Origin of the sequence: Ochrobactrum sp. SFR4 (assembly GCF_019730395.1) — a bacterium.
Lineage (GTDB): Bacteria > Pseudomonadota > Alphaproteobacteria > Rhizobiales > Rhizobiaceae > Pseudochrobactrum.
Genome location: NZ_JAAPBB010000005.1, coordinates 238,082 through 259,313, shown reverse-complemented (window position 1 = coordinate 259,313; position 21,232 = coordinate 238,082). Strand labels below are relative to the sequence as shown.

Here is a 21,232-nt window from a genome sequence, read left to right as displayed (position 1 = left end):
GTTTCTCTCATGGTGCCCTGTTTCTTTAACAGCCACACAAAAATCAGTAGACTTTCCGTCGCTGATTATGTGTAAAGCGGCTTATTCCGATTATCTGAACCATAAAGAAACGTGCCGATGCCTGATACTGAACGCAACTGTGACCTCAAGGATGAAGCCATGAGCGCAGAGTCCTCTGAACAACAGCCACGCGGCTCACGTGCGACGGAAGCTTTTTATGGCCGCCGTAACGGCAAACCTTTGCGTCCGCATCAGCGTTTTCTGCGCGAAGACCTGCTGCCGCAGCTCAAACTTGATCTTCTGAGCCCTGCACCGCAGGATCTGCGCACGCTGTTTATGGCCGATGTTTCAAAAGTGCGTATGGAAATCGGTTTCGGCGGCGGCGAGCATCTGGTGCATGAAGCCACCCGCAAACCGGAAGCCGGTTTTATCGGCGTTGAGCCTTTCGTTAATGGTATGGCGAAAATGCTTGGCGCACAGGATGCCAATCCGCTGCCGAACCTGCGTCTCTACGATGACGATGCAACGCTGGTACTCGACTGGCTGCCGGATGCCTCACTTGACGGCATTGATCTGTTCTATCCTGATCCGTGGCCGAAAAAGAAACATTGGAAACGCCGTTTTGTCAGCCAGAAAAACCTCAGCCGCTTCGCCCGCGTGCTGAAGCCCGGAGCTTTGTTCCGCTTTGCGTCCGACATTGACACCTATGTCAACTGGACTCTGCAGCATTGCCACGACCATGGTGCATTTGAATGGCAGGCACAAAGTGCCGCCGATTGGCACACGCCTTATGAAGCATGGCCGGGTACACGCTATGAAGCCAAAGCTTTCCGTGAAGGCCGCAAAGCGGCTTACCTCACCTTTATCAGGCGATAATTCCTCCTCAAGGACAAGGCTTGTCACAGGCGGCTTTTTTCTGTATAGTTGCCTCAAATTCTTGGTCGGTAGAACAAGAGTGGGTCCCACCGGTCCCGCTCTTTTTTGTTTGGTACACACTGAAAACTGAGCAAACTGCCGCCGGAAATCCTATTGCACGTATTTTAAGGAATACAGGGTGAACGAACAGACACAACAGGACCAGATCATTACAGCGCTTGACGCGACACAGGATGAACCACGCATTATCCGTGAAACGGGTATTGATGCAAAAGTGGCATCGCTGATCGAACCTGCGATTAATGCTGCGGGTTTCCGTCTTGTGCGCGTGCGTCTTTCCGGCCTCAACGGCCTCACCCTGCAGATTATGGCTGAGCGTCCGGACGGCACCATGACCGTTGAAGATTGCGAAATTGTCAGCCGCACCGTTTCTCCGGTTCTCGATGTTGAAGATCCGATTGACGGCAAATATCACCTTGAAATTTCCTCACCGGGCATTGACCGTCCGATGGTGCGCAAATCTGACTTTTCCAACTGGCAGGGTCATATTGCTAAACTTGAAACCTCGATGCTGCATGACAACCGCAAAAAATTCCGCGGCCGCATCATCAAGGTTGAAGATGAAACTGTCACTCTCGAAACCGATCAGGCCACTTACGGCGCGGAAGCTCAGACCACAATTCCTTTTGAGCTGATCGCTGACGCAAGACTGATCCTGACTGATGATCTGATCCGTGATGCGCTGCGCAAAGACAAAGCTCTGCGCGAAGGTCGTATTCCGGGCGACGAATTGAGTGATGAAATCAATCTGGACAGCGGCAATGCCGATGCTCCGGAGAGTGATAAAGACAACTAAGCATTTCTCAGGCGAATGACTTCATTTGCTTGTCATGATAATGCGACAAAACAAAAAAGCTTTTGCACCCAGAAGCAAAAAACGGGTGCTGCACCAAGGAGAGACCAATGGCAGTCAGTGCAAACAGGCTAGAGCTTCTTCAGATCGCTGATGCGGTTGCGCGCGAAAAATCCATCGACCGCGAGATCGTGATTGCAGCGATGGCCGATGCCATTCAGAAAGCTGCCCGCTCCCGTTATGGTCTGGAAACTAATATCCGCGCGGATATCAATTCCAAGAGCGGTGAAATCAAGCTGCAGCGCCTGCTTGAAGTGGTTGAAACTGTAGAAGATTACGCCACACAGATCGCTCTGGAATCCGCACGTGAACGCAATCCGGATGCGCAGATCGGTGATTTCCTTGCCGACCAGCTGCCGCCAATGGATTTCGGCCGTATTGCTGCCCAGTCCGCCAAACAGGTTATCGTGCAGAAAGTGCGCGAAGCCGAGCGTGACCGCCAGTATGATGAATTCAAAGACCGTCTGGGTGAAATCATCAACGGCACTGTCAAGCGCGTTGAATACGGTAACGTGGTTGTTGATCTCGGCCGCGGTGAAGCCATTGTCCGCCGTGACGAACTGATCCCGCGTGAAGCATTCCGCTACGGCGACCGCATCCGCGCTTATGTTTATGATGTCCGTCGCGAACAGCGCGGCCCGCAGGTTTTCCTGTCGCGTACCCATCCGCAGTTCATGGCGAAACTCTTCACCATGGAAGTGCCGGAAATCTACGACGGCATTATTGAAATCAAATCGGTTGCCCGTGATCCGGGTTCGCGCGCCAAAATGGCCGTTGTGTCCCGTGACAGCTCGATTGATCCTGTCGGCGCCTGCGTTGGTATGCGCGGTTCCCGCGTTCAGGCCGTTGTCGGCGAATTGCAGGGCGAAAAGATCGACATTATTCCTTGGTCGCCGGATGCAGCGACTTTCATCGTTAACGCCTTGCAGCCTGCTGAAGTGGCCAAGGTTGTTCTGGATGAAGATGCAGAACGTATCGAAGTTGTTGTGCCTGACGATCAGCTGTCGCTGGCCATCGGCCGTCGCGGTCAGAATGTGCGCCTTGCCTCGCAGCTGACCGGCTGGGACATCGATATCATGACGGAAAACGAAGAATCCGAACGCCGCCAGAAAGAATTCACAGAACGCTCTGCCCTGTTCATGGAAGCGCTGAATGTGGATGAAATGGTTGGTCAGGTTCTGGCTTCCGAAGGTTTCGGTTCGGTTGAAGAAATCGCCTATGTCGAAAGCGACGAAATCGCTTCGATCGATGGTTTCGATGCTGATACTGCTGCTGAAATTCAGGATCGCGCGAAAGAATATCTGGATCGTCTCGAAAGCGATCTGAATGACCGTCGTCTCGAACTGGGCGTCAGCGACGAACTGCGCGATGTACCGGGTCTGACCAGTGCAATGCTTGTTGCAGTCGGTGAAGACGGCGTGAAGACCATGGATGATTTTGCCGGTTATGCGGTGGATGATCTCGTGGGCTGGCGCGAGCGTAAAGACGGTGAAACTGTTACTCATGCCGGTGTTCTGACACCGTTTGAAGTTTCCCGCACAGACGCGGAACAGATGGTTCTCTCAGCCCGCCTTAAAGCAGGCTGGATTACAGAAGATCAGCTGGAAGAAGCCGCCAATGAACTGGCTTCGGCAGGCGATGATGAAGAGCAGGCAGATGCTTAATCAGCATCTTGCAACTGCCGCTCGCGCGGGCGGATTTTGATGTCCGCGCATCGGCTCTCTACCGGAAATAATGCCTGTGTCAGTTTTTTTGATACAGGCCTGTATTCCGACAAACTGCATACAGCCGGAACCGCTCGGTTTACGGCTGTCTTGCGCACACATATTGCAGGGCTTCTTGCCCTTGCACTCATATTAAAGTAGAAAACAGTTCCTCTCCACCGGCGCTGTTTTCGAGCGAAGTGGAGTTCTGGTTGAAACCGGATAAAAACGACAGGACCTGTATTGTTACGCGCGAGAGCGGCCCGGCTGTAGATCTCATCCGGTTTGTGGCTGCACCCGACGGTAGTGTTGTACCGGATCTGAAGCGCAATTTACCCGGACGCGGATGCTGGATTAAAGCAGAACGGCATATTGTTGATGAAGCGGTTAAACGCAAACTGCTGCCCCGCGCACTGAAAACGCAAGTTTCGGTGCCGGCGGATTTAGGCTCTCTGGTCGACAGGCTATTGACAAAATCCGCGCTGGGCAGTCTAGCACTGGCCAGAAAGTCCGGGGCTGTGGTGACAGGATCGGCGAAAGTTGATTCTGCTGTGCGTATCGGTCGCGTTATAATGGTGCTTCATGCGACAACAGCGGCTCCCGACGGCATCCGAAAGCTGGATCAGGCGCGTCATGCGAGGAAGATGGCAACCGGAACAGATATAAAAGCCTATTCCCTTTTTACAGGGGATGAAATGGATTTGGCATTTGGCGGCGGAAATGTAATACATGCCGCCGTGATTGAAGGAACGGCAGCAACCGGGTTCGTCACGCGGGCGCTTCAGCTGCATAAATATCGCGGCGAGAGCGCAGCGAACTTGGAAAATCTGGCAGCCACTGCTGCAAAGGAAACGGAATCGGAATGAGCGACAGTAATTCAAACGACGACAAGACGCTGAGCGTCGACACAAAAAAGACGCTGACCATCAAGCGGCCAGGAGTCGAACAGAGCACTGTACGGCAAAATTTCAGCCACGGACGCAGCAAGTCGGTTGTTGTTGAGACGAAAAAACGCAAGTTTACCCGTCCTGACGAAAAACCTGAAGCTGCAGCCGCTCCGGCTCCTGTTCAGCCAGTTGCACCGGCTCCGACACCGGCACAAGCTGCTCCTGCTCCGGTTGCTGAAAAGCCGGCCGTGATTGCAGATGCGCCTAAGCCTGCGCCTGTTACAGAAACTGCTGCGCCTGTTGCAAAAACAGAAAGCGCACCGGTTGCTCCGCAGGCTGCCAAGCCTGCTGAAGCCGCAGTTGCTAAACCTGTTGCACCTAAGCCTGCAGCGCCTGCTGCTGCCCGTCCGGGCACCCCTGCGGGCAATCGTCCGGCCGGTGGTGGCTATAACAAGCCGCAGGGTTCCCGTCCGGGTGGCCGCAATGAACAGCGCAACCGTTCCAATGACCGTCCGGGCATGGTGTTGAACACCCTGTCCTCTTCGGAAATGGATGCACGTCGCCGCGCCCTTCAGGATGCGGTAATCCGTGATGCGGAAGACCGCAAACGCGCTGAAGCAGAAGCTATCCGCCGCGCGGAAGAAGAAAAGCGCCGTGAAATCGAGCGTCTGGAATCTGAACGCCGTCAGGCTGAAGAAGATGCACGCCGCAAGGCAGAAGCTGAAGCCAAGGCTAAAGCTGAGGCTGAAGCACGCAAGCGCGAACCGGCTGCACCTGTGCGTCCGGCTGCTGCACGCCCTGGCGGTGAGCGTCCTTCAGGTGATCGTTCGGCGGGTGATCGCTCCGGCGGCCAGAACCGTGGCCCTGCCGGTCAGAACCGTCCAAATCAGGGTGGCTACAACCGCACCGGCGGCGCACCTGCCCCGCGCGATATTAATGCTGAAGCACCGCTGGCCGACAAAAAACCGACCCAGCAGGTTCTGAACCGCAAGCCGCAGAATGATGATGATGATGATCGTCGTGGTGCAGGCGTACGTCGTAACGTGCCTGCGAAACCGGAAGTGCGCGCTACAAAGCCAACCAAAGCTGAAGAAGATCGCCGTCGCGGCAAACTGACCCTGAACAGCAATCTGGAAGACGAAGGCCGTTCGCGTTCGCTTTCGGCAATGCGCCGCCGTCAGGAAAAGTTCAAGCGCTCGCAGATGCAGGAAGTCCGTGAAAAGATCTCCCGTGAAGTGACTATTCCTGAAACCATTACCATTCAGGAACTGGCACAGCGTATGACGGAACGTGCCGTTGACATCATCAAATACCTGATGAAACAGGGTCAGATGATGAAGCCGGGCGATGTGATCGATTCCGATCTGGCACAGCTGATCGCGGAAGAATTCGGCCACACAGTGAAGCGCGTTGCGGAATCCGACGTTGAAGAAGGTATCTTCAACGTAGAAGATAACCTTGCTGCAATGCTGCCGCGTCCGCCGGTTGTTACCATTATGGGTCACGTTGACCATGGTAAAACCTCGTTGCTCGATGCAATTCGTCAGGCAAATGTGGTCTCGGGTGAAGCCGGTGGTATTACCCAGCATATCGGTGCTTATCAGGTTGAACAGAACGGCCAGAAAATCACCTTTATCGATACGCCTGGTCACGCCGCCTTTACGCAGATGCGTGCCCGTGGTGCGCAGGCAACCGATATCGCCATTCTGGTGGTTGCCGCTGATGACAGCGTGATGCCGCAGACGATTGAATCGATCAACCACGCCAAAGCGGCCGGTGTTCCGATCATCGTGGCGATCAACAAGATCGACAAGCCGACTGCTGATCCGCAAAAAGTACGCAATGCCCTGCTGCAGCACGATGTGTTTGTGGAAACCATGGGCGGTGAAGTGCTTGATGTGGAAGTTTCCGCCAAGAACAAAATCAACCTCGACAAGCTGCTTGAAGCCGTTCTGTTGCAGGCTGAAATTCTTGATCTTAAAGCCGATCCTGAGCGTACAGCTGAAGGTGTGGTTATTGAAGCTCAGCTTGACCGCGGTCGCGGTGCGGTTGCAACCGTTCTGGTTCAGAAAGGTACATTGCATCCGGGCGAGATCATCATCGCCGGCAGTGCATGGGGTCGCGTTCGCGCCCTCGTCAATGACCATGGCGACCATGTGAAAGAAGCATCCCCTGCAATGCCGGTGGAAATTCTCGGTCTGTCCGGCACTCCGCAGGCTGGTGACCGCTTTGCGGTTGTTGCCAACGAAGCAAAGGCGCGCGAAATTTCTGAATACCGTCAGCGTCTTGCCCGCGATAAGGCCGTTGCCCGTCAGGCAGGCTCGCGTGGCTCCCTTGAGCAGATGATGTCTAATCTGCAGTCGAGCGGTCTCAAAGAGTTCCCGCTGGTTATCAAGGGTGACGTGCAGGGTTCGGTTGAAGCGATTATCGCTTCTCTCGACAAACTCGGCACTGATGAAGTCCGCGCACGTATCGTTCATTCGGGTGCCGGTGGTATCACAGAAAGCGATATCTCGCTGGCTGAAGCATCAAATGCTGCCATCATCGGTTTCAACGTCCGCGCCAATAAACAGGCTCGTGATGCAGCCGAACAGCAGGGTATCGAAATCCGCTACTACAACATCATCTATGATCTGATTGATGATGTGAAAGCAGCGATGTCCGGTCTTCTGCCGCCAGAACGTCGTGAAACCTTCATCGGTAACGCTGAAATTCTCGAAGTCTTCAACATCACCAAAGTCGGTAAAGTTGCCGGTTGCCGTGTTGTTGACGGTAAAGTCGAGCGTGGCGCCGGTGTACGCCTTATCCGCGACAACGTGGTTATCCACGAAGGCAAGCTCAAGACACTCAAGCGCTTCAAGGACGAAGTTGCCGAAGTGCCGATGGGTCAGGAATGCGGTATGGCATTTGAAAACTACGAAGATGTACGCGCAGGCGACATCATCGAAGCGTTCCGCGTTGAGATGATCACGCGTACGCTGTAATCAGCAAAGCAGCGGCAGTCATCAGAACTGCCGCTGCTTCATTTCTCGGGCGGTTTACACTCATCTTCCGACATAGTGCCGCTCTGAATTTTTAATTGGCCGCATTGTCATAATTGTCAGGCTGTATCAGTCTGGTTGTGAACAGGATGAAAGCCGCGCAGGCTTTTCCGCAATCATGCAATTTGTACAGTTGCCGACCGATATTTGGCTCAGATTTTGGAGTCCCCATGTCCCGTTTTTCTTCCACAGGACCATCACAGCGTCAGTTGCGCGTCGGCGAGCAGGTTCGTCATGCCGTGGCTCAGGTGCTGTCACGCGGCGAAATCCGTGACGATGTTCTGAATAATACCGTAGTTTCCATCACCGAAGTGCGCATGTCGCCTGACTTGAAAATTGCGACATGCTTTATCAGCATCGTCGGCAATACAGATGTGCAGACTGTTATTAAAGCACTGGCAAGCCATGCAAAGTTTTTGCGTGGTCGCGTTGCACCGCAATTGCGTCAGATGAAATATATGCCGGAATTCCGCTTCCGGCCGGATACCAGTTTCGACAATTTTGCCAAGATTGATGCCCTGCTGCGTTCGCCGGAAGTTGCACGTGATTTGCAGCAGGATGACAGCGATGAATCCGACACAGAAACACATAAAGATAACGAGAATAACGGCTGATGGCACGCAGAGGAAAGAAAAAAGGCCGTCCGGTTTCCGGATGGGTGATTTTTGACAAGCCGAAAGGCATGGGCTCGACCGAGGCCGTTTCCAAAATCAAATGGCTTTTCAGTGCTGAAAAAGCCGGCCATGCCGGTACGCTTGATCCGCTTGCTTCCGGCATGTTGCCGATTGCTCTGGGCGAAGCCACCAAAACCGTACCTTACGTGATGGACGGCACGAAAATCTATTCCTTCACCGTGACCTGGGGCGAAGAACGCTCGACGGATGATCTGGAAGGCCCTGTCACCAAAACCTCTGATAAGCGTCCCACAGAAGACGATATTCTGGCGCTTCTGCCAAATTATATCGGTACTATTCAGCAAACCCCGCCGCAATTCTCCGCCATTAAAATTGACGGTGAACGTGCCTATGATCTGGCACGTGGTGGTGAAACAGTTGCCATTCCTTCCCGTGAAGTCGAGATTTTTCAGCTTGAACTGGTTGAGATCAACGAAGCCGGACAGGCCGTTTTTGAAGTTGAATGCGGTAAAGGCACTTATGTGCGCTCGCTCGCCCGCGATATGGGGCGTGATCTCGGCTGCCTCGGTCATATTGCGGAACTGCGCCGTCTGGAAGTTGCGCCTTTCAACGAAGATGATTTCGTAACGCTTGCAGAGCTTGAAGCCGCATGGCCGCCGCTGCCGCCGAAATCAGATGATGAAGATGCAGAACCTGCGCCTGTTGCACCGCGTGATTTCTCAGCCCTTGATGATTTTATCATTGATACCGGTGCCGCACTGGAAGATCTGGTGCAGGTTGCCTTGTCCGACGATCAGGCTCACCGTGTGCGCATGGGTAATCCGGTCATCTTACGCGGTCGCGATGCACCGCTGGAATCCGATGAGGTTTGTGCCAATTACAAAAACCGTTTGCTGGCTATCGGTTACATTGAACAAGGTATGTTCAAACCGAAGCGCGTTTTCACTTATTAATCGAGCAATTACAGCTTAGCGCATTTTATTAAAAAGCCTGCATTGCAGGCTTTTTTGAAATGTGTCTGGAAATAAGCCACAGTTTCGATTATATGATCGTCAGGTTCAGTCTAAGGCATAGTTTTATGTGAATAGTGCTGAACTTAAATAAACGGCCCCGGCTGGACGACATCTTGGCCACGGGCGACATTTCTCCTCTTAAACAAAAAGGACATTCCGATGTCGATTACTGCTGAACGCAAACAGGCTCTTATCAAAGAATATGCAACCAAAGAAGGCGATACCGGTTCTCCTGAAGTACAGGTAGCCGTTCTTTCGGAACGCATTTCCAACCTGACCGGTCACTTTAAAGGCCACAAGAATGACAACCACTCCCGTCGTGGTCTTCTGAAAATGGTCTCTCAGCGCCGCACTCTGCTCGACTACCTCAAAGGTGTTGACGAAGCGCGCTACCAGAGCCTGATCGGCCGTCTCGGCCTGCGCCGCTAAGCGCATCATCCGGCGAAAACCTGCAACGGTTTTCGCCGGAATTTTTACCGGAGCAGGACTTTTCATTAAATCTCTCCGGCAACAGGGCATTTACGGCTCAACAGCCTGAAAACGCTCTGTATTATACAATAATGCATTCTCTGTGCGTGTAAGCGCCAAAACGGGAAAAATGCAGCAGGGCTTTAACAATAATGTCGTAAAAGCCCGATATGGAACTGTATTGAACAGGTTCCGCAGGCAGGATTGCAGGCAGCTCGGAAAATCGAGCTTCCCGCTGTCTTGCCCGCTCCCTGTTCCAAACCGGAATAGTGCAAGCGCTGACATCAGCGCCGCGAAAAATATTCCAAACCAAGGACAAGATATGTTCAACACACATAAAGTTGAAATTGAATGGGGCGGCCGTCCGCTCATTCTCGAAACCGGCAAAGTCGCCCGTCAGGCTGACGGCGCGGTTATCGCCACTTACGGTGAAACAATGGTACTGGCGACCGTTGTTTCGGCTAAAGAACCAAAGCCGGGTCAGGACTTTTTCCCTCTGACTGTAAACTATCAGGAAAAAGCCTATGCAGCCGGTCGTATTCCTGGCGGCTATTTCAAACGTGAAGGCCGTCCGAGCGAAAACGAAACTCTGGTTTCCCGCCTGATCGACCGTCCGATCCGCCCGCTGTTTGCTGACGGCTACAAGAACGACACACAGGTTGTTATCACCGTTATTCAGCATGATCTGGAAAACAATCCGGACGTTCTGTCGATGGTTGCCGCTTCCGCTGCGCTCACACTTTCCGGCGTACCTTTCATGGGCCCGATCGGTGGTTCGCGCGTTGGCTACATCAACGGCGAGTATGTTCTGAACCCGCATCTCGACGAAATGGCTGAATCCAAACTGGATCTGGTTGTTGCCGGTACCAGCGATGCTGTTCTGATGGTTGAATCCGAAGCGCAGGAACTCTCTGAAGAAGTGATGCTCGGCGCTGTTGTTTTCGGTCAAAAGGGCTTCCAGCCTGTGATCGATGCAATCATCAGCCTTGCTGAAGTTGCTGCTAAAGAACCACGTGACTTCCAGCCGGAAGACCTGTCGGCTCCTGAAGCCGCAATGCTGGCAATCATTGAAGATGATCTGCGCGCAGCTTACAAAATCATCGACAAGCAGGCTCGTTATACCGCTGTTGATGCTGCCAAAGCTAAAGTTAAAGCCCATTTCCTGCCGGAAGATGCTGAAACAACCGAATATACTCCTGAACAAATCGGCACTGTTTTCAAAACATTGCAGGCGAAAATCGTTCGCTGGAACATTCTGGATACCGGCAGCCGCATCGACGGTCGTGATCTGGTAACCGTTCGTCAGATCGTATCGGAAGTTGGTCTTCTGCCACGTACCCACGGTTCGGCTCTGTTCACCCGTGGTGAAACACAGGCAATCGTTGTTGCAACACTGGGTACCGGTGAAGATGAACAGTTCATCGACACACTGGCCGGTCTGCAGAAAGAATCCTTCCTGCTGCACTACAACTTCCCGCCATATTCCGTTGGTGAAACCGGCCGTATGGGCTCCCCTGGCCGTCGTGAAATCGGTCACGGCAAGCTGGCATGGCGCGCAATCCATCCGATGCTGCCTGCTAAAGAACAGTTCCCGTACACCCTGCGTGCGGTTTCTGAAATCACTGAATCCAACGGTTCGTCCTCTATGGCAACCGTATGCGGCACCTCGCTGGCGCTGATGGATGCCGGTGTGCCTCTGACCCGTCCTGTAGCCGGTATTGCTATGGGTCTGATCAAAGAAGGCGACCGTTTTGCAGTTCTTTCTGATATCCTTGGTGACGAAGATCACCTCGGCGATATGGATTTCAAGGTAGCCGGTACTGAAAATGGTATCACTGCCCTGCAGATGGACATCAAGATCGACGGTATTACCGAAGAGATCATGAAAACCGCTCTGGAACAGGCTAAAGGCGGCCGCGTTCACATTCTCGGTGAAATGGCGAAAGCACTGTCCGGCGCACGCGCTGAACTTGGTGAATTTGCACCACGCATCGAAGTGATGAACATTCCGACCGACAAGATCCGTGATGTTATCGGTTCCGGTGGTAAAGTTATCCGCGAAATCGTTGAAAAGACCGGTGCAAAAATCAACATCGAAGATGACGGCACAGTCAAAATTGCTTCTTCTTCCGCCAAGGAAATCGAAGCAGCGAAGAAATGGATCCACTCCATTGTTGCTGAACCGGAAATCGGCGAAATCTACGAAGGTACAGTTGTTAAAACTGCTGACTTCGGTGCATTCGTAAATTTCTTCGGTCCGCGCGATGGTCTGGTACACATCTCGCAGCTGGCTGCAGACCGCGTTGCCAAGACCACCGATGTGGTTAAGGAAGGCCAGAAGGTCTGGGTTAAACTGATGGGCTTTGATGAGCGCGGTAAAGTGCGTCTGTCGATGAAAGTCGTTGATCAGGAAACCGGCAAAGAAATCGTTGCCGAAAAGAAAGAAGAAACAACAGCTGAATAAGCTGGTTTCAAATTCTGAAAAGCCCCGCATAGAAATATGCGGGGCTTTTCATTTAAGCATACAGTCAACATTATCAAAGGCTGCTTGGCCTTCAGGGTCAATCTGGTAAAACCAGTTCTGTCTCAGGCCTGATGCCCTTTTGCAGCCAGGATTCCTGATGGGCACAATCGACAATAGCCTGCGCCTCACTGATAGCCATACTCAGCAAATAACCGAGAAAATCCTGTTTGTTCACCTGTGACTGCACAATCATATTGTTCAGCTGCAATAACAACGCCTGATGGTCAGGCAGGCATTTTGCAAAACATTGCGGCTGACAACATTTGCGCGCCATAGTACTACTCCCCCGCGAGCAACACGGCATTGCAGATAGTTTGAAACTTTAAACGATAATAAGTTCAATATAATATCTTCCAGAAACCACCTACTGTCATCCTTCTCAGGTAGCAAAGACCAAAGAAATTTTATGATTACCGGCGCCCAAAACACTCTCTTTCTGCCCTTTGAGAATGAAACACTTGATCTGCCTCAGACGGGTGAAAAATTTCTCTGCTTCGGCATCAGTGCCGATACAATGCTCGATACAATGTGGAAGCAGGCACTGCATTGCATTCAGCCGCTGAGGCCGGAATGGCTGGCGCTCAATAAAGCCGGATTTCATGTCACGTCGCAAGTCAGCGAAAGTGATACCTATGACGGCGGTATGATTTTGCTCGGCAAACATCGCGGCCGCAATGAGCAATGGCTGGCGACATTGCTGGGCCAAGTCAAACCCGGCGGACGGATCATTATCGCCGGCGACAAAAAGCTTGGCATTGACAGTTTCCGCAAGCGCAGCGACCAGATTGCAGCTTCTATCGACCGCCTGTCCAAAAACCACGCTGTTGTCTACTGGATGACACGCCCGGAAGCGATTGATACTGAAATCATGCAAAGCCTCATTCCGGAGCAAAAACGCGTGGACGGGCGTTTCTGGACGAAAGCAGGCATGTTCTCTCATGGAGAAATCGACCGCGGCTCCGCACTATTGGTGCCGCATCTCAAAAACATTGCCTTCGGTCATGTAGCGGATTTGGGTGCTGGCTGGGGTTATCTCACAGCTTGCTGTCTCGACAATCCGGCCAAGATCAGCCGTATTGATCTTTATGAAGCGGATTTTGAAGCGCTGGAGATTGCTCAGAGCAATCTGGCTGAACTCAACAGTTCTGTGCCACTGCATTATTACTGGCATGACGTCGCTTCCGAGCCGATGACAGAGATTTATGACACCGTGATCAGCAATCCGCCGTTTCACACCGGCCGCAATACCGATATTTCACTCGGCCAGAGTTTTATAACGGCAGCCGCCAAGCGCCTTAAATCCGGTGGCCGCTTCCTGATGGTGGCCAATCGTCAGCTCCCTTATGAAGCTGTTTTGAAAAAGCATTTCCGGCAGGTCATGCCACTCACCGATAAAGATGGCTTCAAAGTCATCGAAGCACGAAAATAAAGCAGTTTCAGGAAAAGTGGGAACCGGTTTTCCGTCCGAAACTGCGCTAAAAAATGACAAAAAAGCCGCGCAAAGCGCGGCTTTTTTATATCATATTTATCGGCTTATTCGCTGCCGGTCGCATCCGAGCTTTTCAGCTCTTCCAGTGTCGGCATAGAGACAATGTTGTAACCTGAATCCACAAAGTGAACTTCACCGGTTACACCGCTCGACAGATCCGACAGCAAATAGACTGCGGATTTACCCACATCATCAATATCGACTGTACGGCGCAGCGGCGAATTACGGCGCTGATAAGAGAAGATCGCGCGGGCATCACCAATACCGGCACCGGCCAGTGTACGCACAGGACCTGCCGAAATTGCATTGACGCGAATATTCTGCGGGCCAAAATCAGCAGCCAGATAGCGCACCATGGCTTCCAAAGCAGCTTTGGCAACACCCATCACATTGTAGTTCGGGATGGTGCGGGTTGAACCGCCATAGGTCAATGTGAGAATCGAACCACCGTCCTTCATCAGCTTCTCGGCGCGCTGAGCAACTTCTGTGAAGGAATAGGCCGAAATTACCATTGTCCGGCTGAAATTTTCGCGGGTCGTTACATCCGCATAGCGGCCTTTAAGTTCATTCTTGTCGGAAAAACCGATCGCATGAACGATAAAATCAAGTTTGCCCCATTTTTTCTTGATCTCTTCAAAGACCGCATCAACAGTTGCAATATCTTCAACATCACAAGGCAGTACGAAATCTGATCCGACCTGCTCTGCCAATGGTTTGACGCGCTTACCAAGGGCATCACCCTGATAAGTGAAAGCCAGCTCAGCGCCCTGATCGGCCAGATGTTTGGCAACGCCCCAAGCAAGAGAATGGTTGTTTGCAACACCCATAATCAGCCCGCGTTTGCCCTTCATTAAACCCTGCATACTCTCTCTCCGTCAGCCCTGATAGCGCTGGAAAACCAGCGTTGCGTTCGTTCCACCAAAACCGAAGGAGTTGGACAGTACTGTATTGATTTCAGCATTATCAATGCGCTTGCGCACGATCGGCATATCCGCAAAATCCGGATCAAGCTCATCAATATGCGCGCTTTCGCAGATGAAATTATTCTGCATCATCAGCAGCGAATAAATCGCTTCCTGAACGCCGGTTGCACCCAGCGAGTGACCGGTGAGCGACTTGGTTGCCGCAATCGGAGGGCAGGCATCGCCTGAACCGAATACTTTACGAATCGCTTCAATTTCCGGTGCATCGCCCGCAGGAGTCGATGTGGCATGCGGATTGATATAGTCGATTTTGCCGTTCACGGTTGACAGCGCCATGCGCATGCAGCGCTCCGCACCTTCGCCCGACGGAGCAACCATGTCATAACCGTCTGATGTCGCGCCGTAGCCGACAACCTCACCGTAAATCTTGGCACCGCGTGCCAGCGCAGTTTCCAGATCTTCCAGCACCAATACACCGGCACCGCCGGCAATTACAAAACCGTCGCGGTTTTTGTCATAGGCGCGGGATGCACGTTCCGGCGTATCATTATATTTCGAAGACATCGCGCCCATAGCGTCAAACAGCACCGACAGGGTCCAGTCGAGATCTTCACAACCACCGGCAAACATACGGTCCTGTTTGCCATATTGGATCATCTCAACCGCATTGCCGATGCAATGGTTCGAGGTCGCGCAAGCTGAGGAGATCGAATAATTGATGCCCTTAATCTTGAAGAAGGTCGCCATCGTGGCCGATGCGGTGGAGCTCATGGCTTTCGGCACAGCGAAAGGACCAACGCGTTTCGGGCCTTTGTCACGGGTAATATCAGCGGAATCCACGATTGTGCGGGTAGAAGGACCGCCGGAGCCCATGATGATACCGGTGCGGTCGTTGGAAACCTGCTCTTCGGTCAGGCCTGCATCGGCAATCGCCTGATCCATGGCCACATGGTTCCATGCGGTGCCACGACCGTGAAAACGCATTGCACGGCGGTCAACCAGCGCTTCAACATCAATCTGCGGTGCGCCCGAGACCTGACAACGAAAACCGAGTTCCGCCTGATCTTCAGCCCGCCGGATACCCGATCTGGCCTCAAACAAAGAGGTCAGCACCTCTTCGGTATTATTGCCAATCGAGGATACAATCCCCATTCCGGTAACGACAACACGCCGCATTGCGTTCTCCTTTGCACCTGTTCCCTGAATGACACCCCGTTTTGCGGATGCCGCTACGCGGTTACATAAGTGCGACTTTTACATATTTTGAGAGCGGCCACATAAAAGCTTTCAATTAAATGTGGTCGCACCCGTGGATAATACTCTTTTTGAGGCTATGTCCGTCGCGGTCTTTACGACTTACGACTCGCTGTCTTTCGACAGGCCTACGCGCAGGTCAGTTGCCTTGTAAATTGTTTCACCGTCTGCCTTGAGCCAGCCGTCAGCTGTACCCAGAACCAAACGACCGCGCATAACGCGTTTGAAGTCGATACCATATTGCAGAAGTTTGGTATGCGGGCGCACCATGCCTTTGAATTTTACTTCGCCGGTCGACAGCGCCATACCGCGACCCGGCTCACCGAGCCAGCCAAGGAAAAAGCCGGTCAGCTGCCACATGCCGTCGAGGCCGAGACAGCCAGGCATGATCGGATTGCCCTGAAAATGGCAAGGGAAATACCAGTCATCCGGGCTCACATCATATTCAGCACGGATATAGCCTTTGTCGAACTCACCACCGGTTTCGGAGATTTCGGTGATACGGTGTACCATCAGCATCGGCGGCAGAGGCAGCTGGGCATTGCCCGGACCAAACATTTCACCGCGAGCGCAGCTGAGAAGCTCCTCATATCCGTAACTTGACTTCTGCTCTGCCATTACCGACTCCAATCATTTATCTGTCTGCTGTCTGGACAGCCCGAAACGAACATATTCGTCAGGCTCAGACAAAATCTTTGCACACCCCTAACACAGAGTGTTTCCCGCTGTAAAACACCTGCAAGAAACTATTTGCCTGTCAAGATATACAGGAATAGCTATTGCCAGTCATTCGTTCAGCGCATATATCAATCTTGTGACAGGATGGGCAACAGCCCTCAAGCATTAATTTTGAACCAATTTGTTTCAAGCTTCTGACAGGTCAGTGATGAATATTCATTCCTCCCATGCCAGCAACGCTTCGATTGAGGAGCGCCTTCGGATCGCCGGTCTCAGACCGACGCGTCAGCGTGTTGCGCTTGCCAGCCTGATTTACGCCCATGGCGACCGCCATCTTTCCGCAGAAGAACTGCATGAAGAAGCTGTTTTTGCTTCCGTGCCGGTTTCTCTTGCCACCGTATATAATACGCTGCACCAGTTTACTGAAGCCGGTATGCTGCGCATTATTTCGGTCGAAGGATCGAAAACCTATTTCGACACCAATATTTCCGACCACCATCACTTTTTTGTCGAAGGCGAAAATATTGTCTTCGATATTCCCGATGGTGAAACCGGCCAGCCTGTCGTCAGCAATCTGCCGAAAGCACCGGAAGGCATGGAAATCGTCAATGTTGATGTAATTGTGCGGTTACGTCGCAAAGACTGATACATCGGCACCGCACGGGTCGACGTGATCGTCCGGCTGCGTCGTAAAGACTGATCTTCACTTTATTTATCTGACGGGGTGATTTCGCGCCCCATCAGCGAGCTTTGCAGCATTGTGGTCACGCGCTCTTCCATGATACGTGCCAGCTCCTTGCGGCTGGTATCCGCTGACACGCGCATCGGCTCACCAAAGCGGATCTCAACATCAATCGCGCCCTCTTTGAGAATACCTTTGAGATGCGGCATCAGCTGCACATCGCCCGGCCATGAAGCAATCGGGCGATGAAAACGCCCCATCGGCATTCCGTGAACCCCCGTATAAGCGATGGAAACCGGCTGCACGATCACCTGCTCCTCGCCTGCCTCACGAATAGCCGCATGGGCTGCGCCGAATAATGATGTTTTAAACGGCAGCACGCGGTTACCGTCCGATGTTGTCCCTTCCGGAAACAGAACCATCGCATCACCGCCAGCCAGACGCAGGGCAATATCTGAGGCCTGCTGCGCTGTCCGGCCTTTTTTCTCACGCTCAACAAAAACCGTGCGTTGCAAAACCGCAAAAGTGCCGAAAACCGGCCATTTGCGCACTTCGGATTTGGCGATAAAACAGACATTGGCAACGGAGGATAAAACGACGATATCGCTCCATGACACATGATTGGCGACCAGCAGCAACGGGCGATCCTGCACAATCTCGCCCTTAACCTTCACCCGAAAGCCCAGCAACCATGCAGCAATACGATGGAAAAAACGCGGCAGCGATTGCTGCCAACCCAAACGCGCTTTGACAAACAGATATTGAAACGGCACCAGCGAAATAACCAGACTGATAAACAAGCCGATTATGACCGCAATGCGAATGGCACCGATCATGACACGCTCATCGTTTCCGGAAATTGCCGGCGCAAAACCAGCGCATTGCTGCGTCCGTGACCAGTTTCATAATAAGCAGGCCGCTGCCCGACCTGAATAAAGCCGAGACGCCGGTAAAGCGCTTGCGCTGCCACATTGCTCTCATCCACCTCAAGAAACAGACTTTCCGCCCGTTCATGATGCAAATGGCGCAAGACAGCCTCCATCAGATCCCGTCCGACACCACGACGCTGAAAAGCTGATGACACTGCAATCGTCAGAATTTCCGCCTCACCGGCAACCAGACGCGCCAGCACAAAACCGGCAGCCTGTTTTGGCTTGCCCACAGGACGGGCGATAAAACCGAAAATATTGCCTTGCGAGAGCATGCCTGCAAAATCTTCCTCGCTCCATGCATGGTGGAAAGCCGGTGCATGAAGATCCGCAAGCTCAGCGCAATGCGCCTGCATCAGCGATTCATAAGCAAAACTCTGACGCGAAAAAGGAAGGCCGATCATCCGCGCTCCTGATCCTGCACGGTTTTCTGCCCCGCTTGTTTACGGGGCAGCGCAAATCCGGTCTGCGGCTTCACATCCGGCCCGCGCATATAAAGCGGCTCAGGGGGCGTACCTGCATCACGCAGCGCCGCAAGTCGTGCAAAAGTGCCAATGGATGCATGGGCAGATGTGCTGATAATCCGACGCTCGCTGCCCTCAGCTGCCTGCAATTGTGCAGCGCCGCTGCCTGCCAGCGCATAATCTGCTCCGAGCTGCTGCAAAACCGGCAACAGCTCTGCCTCATTACCGGCCAAAGGTGTGGTTGAAGCTATGCCATCGGCATCAAAACCTTGCGCATAAATATCACCACGATAGGCAGACAATGCGATCACAACAGGCTGCGCCGGTGTCCCGGCCTGCATTTCATGGCACAGCGCTTCAAAACCACTGACACCGATCACCGGACAGGATAAAGCCAGCCCGAAGCCACGCGCAGCGGAAACGCCGACACGCACGCCTGTGAATGAACCGGGGCCGATATTGACCGCGATACGACTGATCTCATTGCGGGAGACTTTTGCAGTCTCAAAACACTGCGCAACATAGTCCAGCAGCAATTCCGCATGGCCTTTGCCGATATCATGGCTGACCTCAGCAAGAAGCTGCTGCGTCTGCGGATCATAAAGAGCGGCAGCACACAAACTGCCGGCAGTGTCGAGAGCAAGTATAGTCATGACTTACGACCTAAAACAGAATTCGGTTATCGGCAAGTACAGGCAGTCAGCTTGTGTCAGAATTCTGCTTTGTTATCACAGCAGGATAATACTCGGCTCTATGCAAAATGGCACATAAAAATCTGCTTAAACTCTTTAAATCACTGGGAACAATCCTATCTTTGATACGTTATGTTCATAGCAGCATCTGCTGCTTCCGGTTTCTTGTGCTGCCACCTCCCGGCAGCCCTCAGACAAACGAAAATTTTGTCCCTTCATAAAGGAAATCTCTATGTCTGCATCCAAACTGAAAAACCATCCGACAAAAAACAATTTGCCAACCAATGCCAAAACCACTGTCATTGCCCTGCTGAACAAAAATCTGGCTGCGATCATTGATCTTGCGCTGATTACCAAACAGGCACACTGGAACCTCAAAGGCATTCAGTTCATTGCCGTGCATGAGATGCTGGACACATTCCGCACTGATCTGGATGAACATTCGGATACGATTGCAGAACGCGCCGTTCAGCTTGGCGGCACTGCGCTGGGCACAAGCCAGACCGTTACTGAAGCGAGCATACTCAAGCCATATCCGGAAGATATTTACGCCATCAAAGACCATCTTCATGCGCTGATCGATCATTACAGCGCTGTGGCCAATCTGGTTCGTCAGTCCATTAAAGATGCAGCAGAAGCCGGTGACGATGACAGTGCGGATATCTTCACTGCCGCATCCCGCAGTCTCGACAAATCCCTGTGGTTCCTTGAAGCACATGTTCAGGAATAATCAGAGCAGATTTCAAAAACACCGCCTGCCCCGGGACAGGCGGTGTTTTAAATTGGTGATGCTTTAAAGCGAGTCTGCAATAGCCTGAAAAACAATGATGCTTTCATCTTTCATTTTCTGGCCATCCTTGTTGTAATCCGCATAGGCAGAGGTTTTGGCAATCACCACTTTATGCGTAGGATTGACGTAGATAAACTGCCCGTAAATACCGACAGCGACAAAATCCCCCTGCGGTTTCCCCGGTATCCACCACTGATAGCCATAGCCAAGCGGCTTGCCCTGCACAGGATCATCCCTGCCCGGCATCAGATGCGGCGCATCCGGCGTGACAGAAGCATGTACCCATTCAGCCGGCACCAGTTGCTCACCTTTGAAATTGCGCCCTTCATTCATATAAAGCAGGCCGAAACGCGCATAATCACGCAACACCGCATTCAGCCCGCCTGCCGAGACTGCATCACCTTTCGCATCAGCCAGCCAATAAGCATCAGCCTCTGCCCCCAGACGCGACCATAATTTTTCCCTGAAATAATCGGCCATCGGTTTGCCGGTTGCGCCTTCCAGCACCATGGACAGCACCTGCGTATCGGCGGAAACATAAATATTGACTGTTCCCTGTTCCCGCACTTTTTGCAGATGAGCGGTGAAATCTTTCACCGAACCGGTCAGAATCTGGATAATGTAACGCACAATATCGGATGAGAGATCACCATAATTTTCGTTAAAACCAATGCCTGAAGACATTTGCAGCGCGTTCTTGACGCTCACCCCTTTATAGCCGCCCTCTGCCAGTTGCGGCGCATAATGATCGACGGTCCGATTTATATCAATCAGACCGTCCCGCACAGCATTGCCAATCAGAAACGAGATCGTGGATTTCGACATCGACATGGCGATTGCCTGCGTTGCAGCCGTATTGCCCCGCTCATATCGCTCATAGGCAACAGCACCGTCTTTCAGCACGATGAAACCGGTTGTCTGCGTGCGTTCCAGCCAGTCAGCAACCCGTTTTGTCTCTCCCTGATAAATATAGGTTTCGGGCAAAGGTCTTTCATTCTGCGGCAAGGGGCTGACTTCACCGCTATGTTCTACACGGATAGACGGGTAAATTTTATAAAGTGAGCGGAAATTTGCATCAATCACATCGGGCTTGAATGTATTGGCATATTGATAGACCGCATAATATTCATGGATTTGCTTACGGAAAACAAAGCCAAGCCCTGCCGCGATAATCAGCAACAGAGCCAGACTATATAAGCTAATGCGCAGCGGTCTCTTCATTATGCAGCCCCTTCCGACACAGTTATCAGCCTGCTTACGATAAACCGGAT

General features: G+C 52.5%; 20 protein-coding genes. 12 read left to right on the top strand and 8 right to left on the bottom strand.

The window, feature by feature from the left end:
* Positions 1–159 precede the first annotated feature (159 nt).
* The 9 genes from trmB to pnp all read left to right on the top strand — a co-directional run bounded on the left by trmB (position 160) and on the right by pnp (position 12,000).
* Positions 160–876, top strand: a complete 717-nt coding sequence (gene trmB / locus HBA93_RS08750; RefSeq protein WP_121992294.1) for a tRNA (guanine(46)-N(7))-methyltransferase TrmB — start codon at positions 160–162, stop codon at positions 874–876.
* Positions 877–1,054: 178 nt separating this feature from the next.
* Positions 1,055–1,732, top strand: a complete 678-nt coding sequence (gene rimP, locus HBA93_RS08745) for a ribosome maturation factor RimP (protein ID WP_122093271.1) — start codon at positions 1,055–1,057, stop codon at positions 1,730–1,732.
* 107 nt (positions 1,733–1,839) lie between these two features.
* Positions 1,840–3,453 (top strand): transcription termination factor NusA, encoded by a 1,614-nt coding sequence (nusA, locus tag HBA93_RS08740; RefSeq protein WP_121992089.1) that lies wholly within the window; start codon positions 1,840–1,842, stop codon positions 3,451–3,453.
* Between the two features lie 251 nt (positions 3,454–3,704).
* Positions 3,705–4,358: an RNA-binding protein gene (locus tag HBA93_RS08735; RefSeq protein ID WP_221723008.1), complete on the top strand. Its 654-nt coding sequence runs from the start codon at positions 3,705–3,707 to the stop codon at positions 4,356–4,358.
* Positions 4,355–7,363: a translation initiation factor IF-2 gene (infB, locus tag HBA93_RS08730; protein WP_221723007.1), complete on the top strand. Its 3,009-nt coding sequence runs from the start codon at positions 4,355–4,357 to the stop codon at positions 7,361–7,363. Before HBA93_RS08735 ends, infB begins: the two co-directional genes overlap by 4 nt.
* Positions 7,364–7,590: 227 nt before the next feature.
* The gene (gene rbfA, locus HBA93_RS08725; protein WP_022711341.1) at positions 7,591–8,034 is read left to right on the top strand and encodes a 30S ribosome-binding factor RbfA; all 444 of its coding nucleotides are present in this window, start codon (positions 7,591–7,593) and stop codon (positions 8,032–8,034) included.
* Complete coding sequence (truB, locus tag HBA93_RS08720; RefSeq protein WP_221723006.1) at positions 8,034–9,008, top strand: tRNA pseudouridine(55) synthase TruB; 975 nt, start codon at positions 8,034–8,036, stop codon at positions 9,006–9,008. The genes rbfA and truB overlap by 1 nt, the downstream gene beginning before the upstream one ends.
* A gap of 219 nt (positions 9,009–9,227) precedes the next feature.
* A complete protein-coding gene (rpsO, locus tag HBA93_RS08715; protein WP_113943696.1) occupies positions 9,228–9,497 on the top strand; it encodes a 30S ribosomal protein S15 in 270 nt (89 codons plus the stop codon).
* Between the two features lie 361 nt (positions 9,498–9,858).
* Positions 9,859–12,000, top strand: a complete 2,142-nt coding sequence (gene pnp, locus HBA93_RS08710; RefSeq protein ID WP_221723005.1) for a polyribonucleotide nucleotidyltransferase — start codon at positions 9,859–9,861, stop codon at positions 11,998–12,000.
* 97 nt (positions 12,001–12,097) lie between these two features.
* Here the strand turns inward: pnp and HBA93_RS08705 are convergent, their stop codons facing one another.
* Entirely contained in the window at positions 12,098–12,334 is a 237-nt protein-coding gene (locus HBA93_RS08705; protein WP_221723004.1) for a hypothetical protein, read from the bottom strand.
* A gap of 132 nt (positions 12,335–12,466) precedes the next feature.
* On the opposite strand from HBA93_RS08705, the gene HBA93_RS08700 reads away from it, so the two are divergent.
* On the top strand, positions 12,467–13,489 hold the full coding sequence (locus HBA93_RS08700) for a class I SAM-dependent methyltransferase (protein WP_221723003.1): 1,023 nt from the start codon (positions 12,467–12,469) through the stop codon (positions 13,487–13,489).
* Positions 13,490–13,593: 104 nt separating this feature from the next.
* Here HBA93_RS08700 and fabI read toward each other — a convergent pair whose 3' ends face one another.
* The 3 genes from fabI to fabA form a co-directional block, all read right to left on the bottom strand.
* On the bottom strand, positions 13,594–14,412 hold the full coding sequence (gene fabI, locus HBA93_RS08695) for an enoyl-ACP reductase FabI (RefSeq protein WP_221723002.1): 819 nt from the start codon (positions 14,410–14,412) through the stop codon (positions 13,594–13,596).
* Positions 14,413–14,424: 12 nt separating this feature from the next.
* Positions 14,425–15,648 (bottom strand): beta-ketoacyl-ACP synthase I, encoded by a 1,224-nt coding sequence (gene fabB / locus HBA93_RS08690; RefSeq protein WP_121992097.1) that lies wholly within the window; start codon positions 15,646–15,648, stop codon positions 14,425–14,427.
* 180 nt (positions 15,649–15,828) lie between these two features.
* The gene (gene fabA, locus HBA93_RS08685; RefSeq protein WP_075653972.1) at positions 15,829–16,344 is read right to left on the bottom strand and encodes a 3-hydroxyacyl-[acyl-carrier-protein] dehydratase FabA; all 516 of its coding nucleotides are present in this window, start codon (positions 16,342–16,344) and stop codon (positions 15,829–15,831) included.
* A 268-nt stretch (positions 16,345–16,612) separates the two neighbouring features.
* Between fabA and irrA the strand changes: the two genes are divergently transcribed.
* Complete coding sequence (gene irrA / locus HBA93_RS08680) at positions 16,613–17,050, top strand: iron response transcriptional regulator IrrA (RefSeq protein ID WP_022711350.1); 438 nt, start codon at positions 16,613–16,615, stop codon at positions 17,048–17,050.
* A gap of 62 nt (positions 17,051–17,112) precedes the next feature.
* Here the strand turns inward: irrA and olsA are convergent, their stop codons facing one another.
* From olsA to tsaB, 3 genes are read right to left on the bottom strand one after another with little or no spacing between them, the layout of a single operon-like run.
* Positions 17,113–17,922, bottom strand: coding sequence for a lyso-ornithine lipid O-acyltransferase (gene olsA / locus HBA93_RS08675; RefSeq protein ID WP_221723001.1), 810 nt, complete (start codon positions 17,920–17,922; stop codon positions 17,113–17,115).
* The gene (gene rimI, locus HBA93_RS08670) at positions 17,919–18,419 is read right to left on the bottom strand and encodes a ribosomal protein S18-alanine N-acetyltransferase (RefSeq protein ID WP_221723000.1); all 501 of its coding nucleotides are present in this window, start codon (positions 18,417–18,419) and stop codon (positions 17,919–17,921) included. Before rimI ends, olsA begins: the two co-directional genes overlap by 4 nt.
* On the bottom strand, positions 18,416–19,132 hold the full coding sequence (gene tsaB / locus HBA93_RS08665; RefSeq protein WP_221722999.1) for a tRNA (adenosine(37)-N6)-threonylcarbamoyltransferase complex dimerization subunit type 1 TsaB: 717 nt from the start codon (positions 19,130–19,132) through the stop codon (positions 18,416–18,418). Before tsaB ends, rimI begins: the two co-directional genes overlap by 4 nt.
* A gap of 271 nt (positions 19,133–19,403) precedes the next feature.
* On the opposite strand from tsaB, the gene dps reads away from it, so the two are divergent.
* Complete coding sequence (dps, locus tag HBA93_RS08660; RefSeq protein ID WP_121992101.1) at positions 19,404–19,901, top strand: DNA starvation/stationary phase protection protein Dps; 498 nt, start codon at positions 19,404–19,406, stop codon at positions 19,899–19,901.
* 63 nt (positions 19,902–19,964) lie between these two features.
* Here dps and HBA93_RS08655 read toward each other — a convergent pair whose 3' ends face one another.
* Positions 19,965–21,182, bottom strand: a complete 1,218-nt coding sequence (locus HBA93_RS08655) for a serine hydrolase domain-containing protein (protein WP_221722998.1) — start codon at positions 21,180–21,182, stop codon at positions 19,965–19,967.
* Between the last annotated feature and the right edge of the window lie 50 nt (positions 21,183–21,232).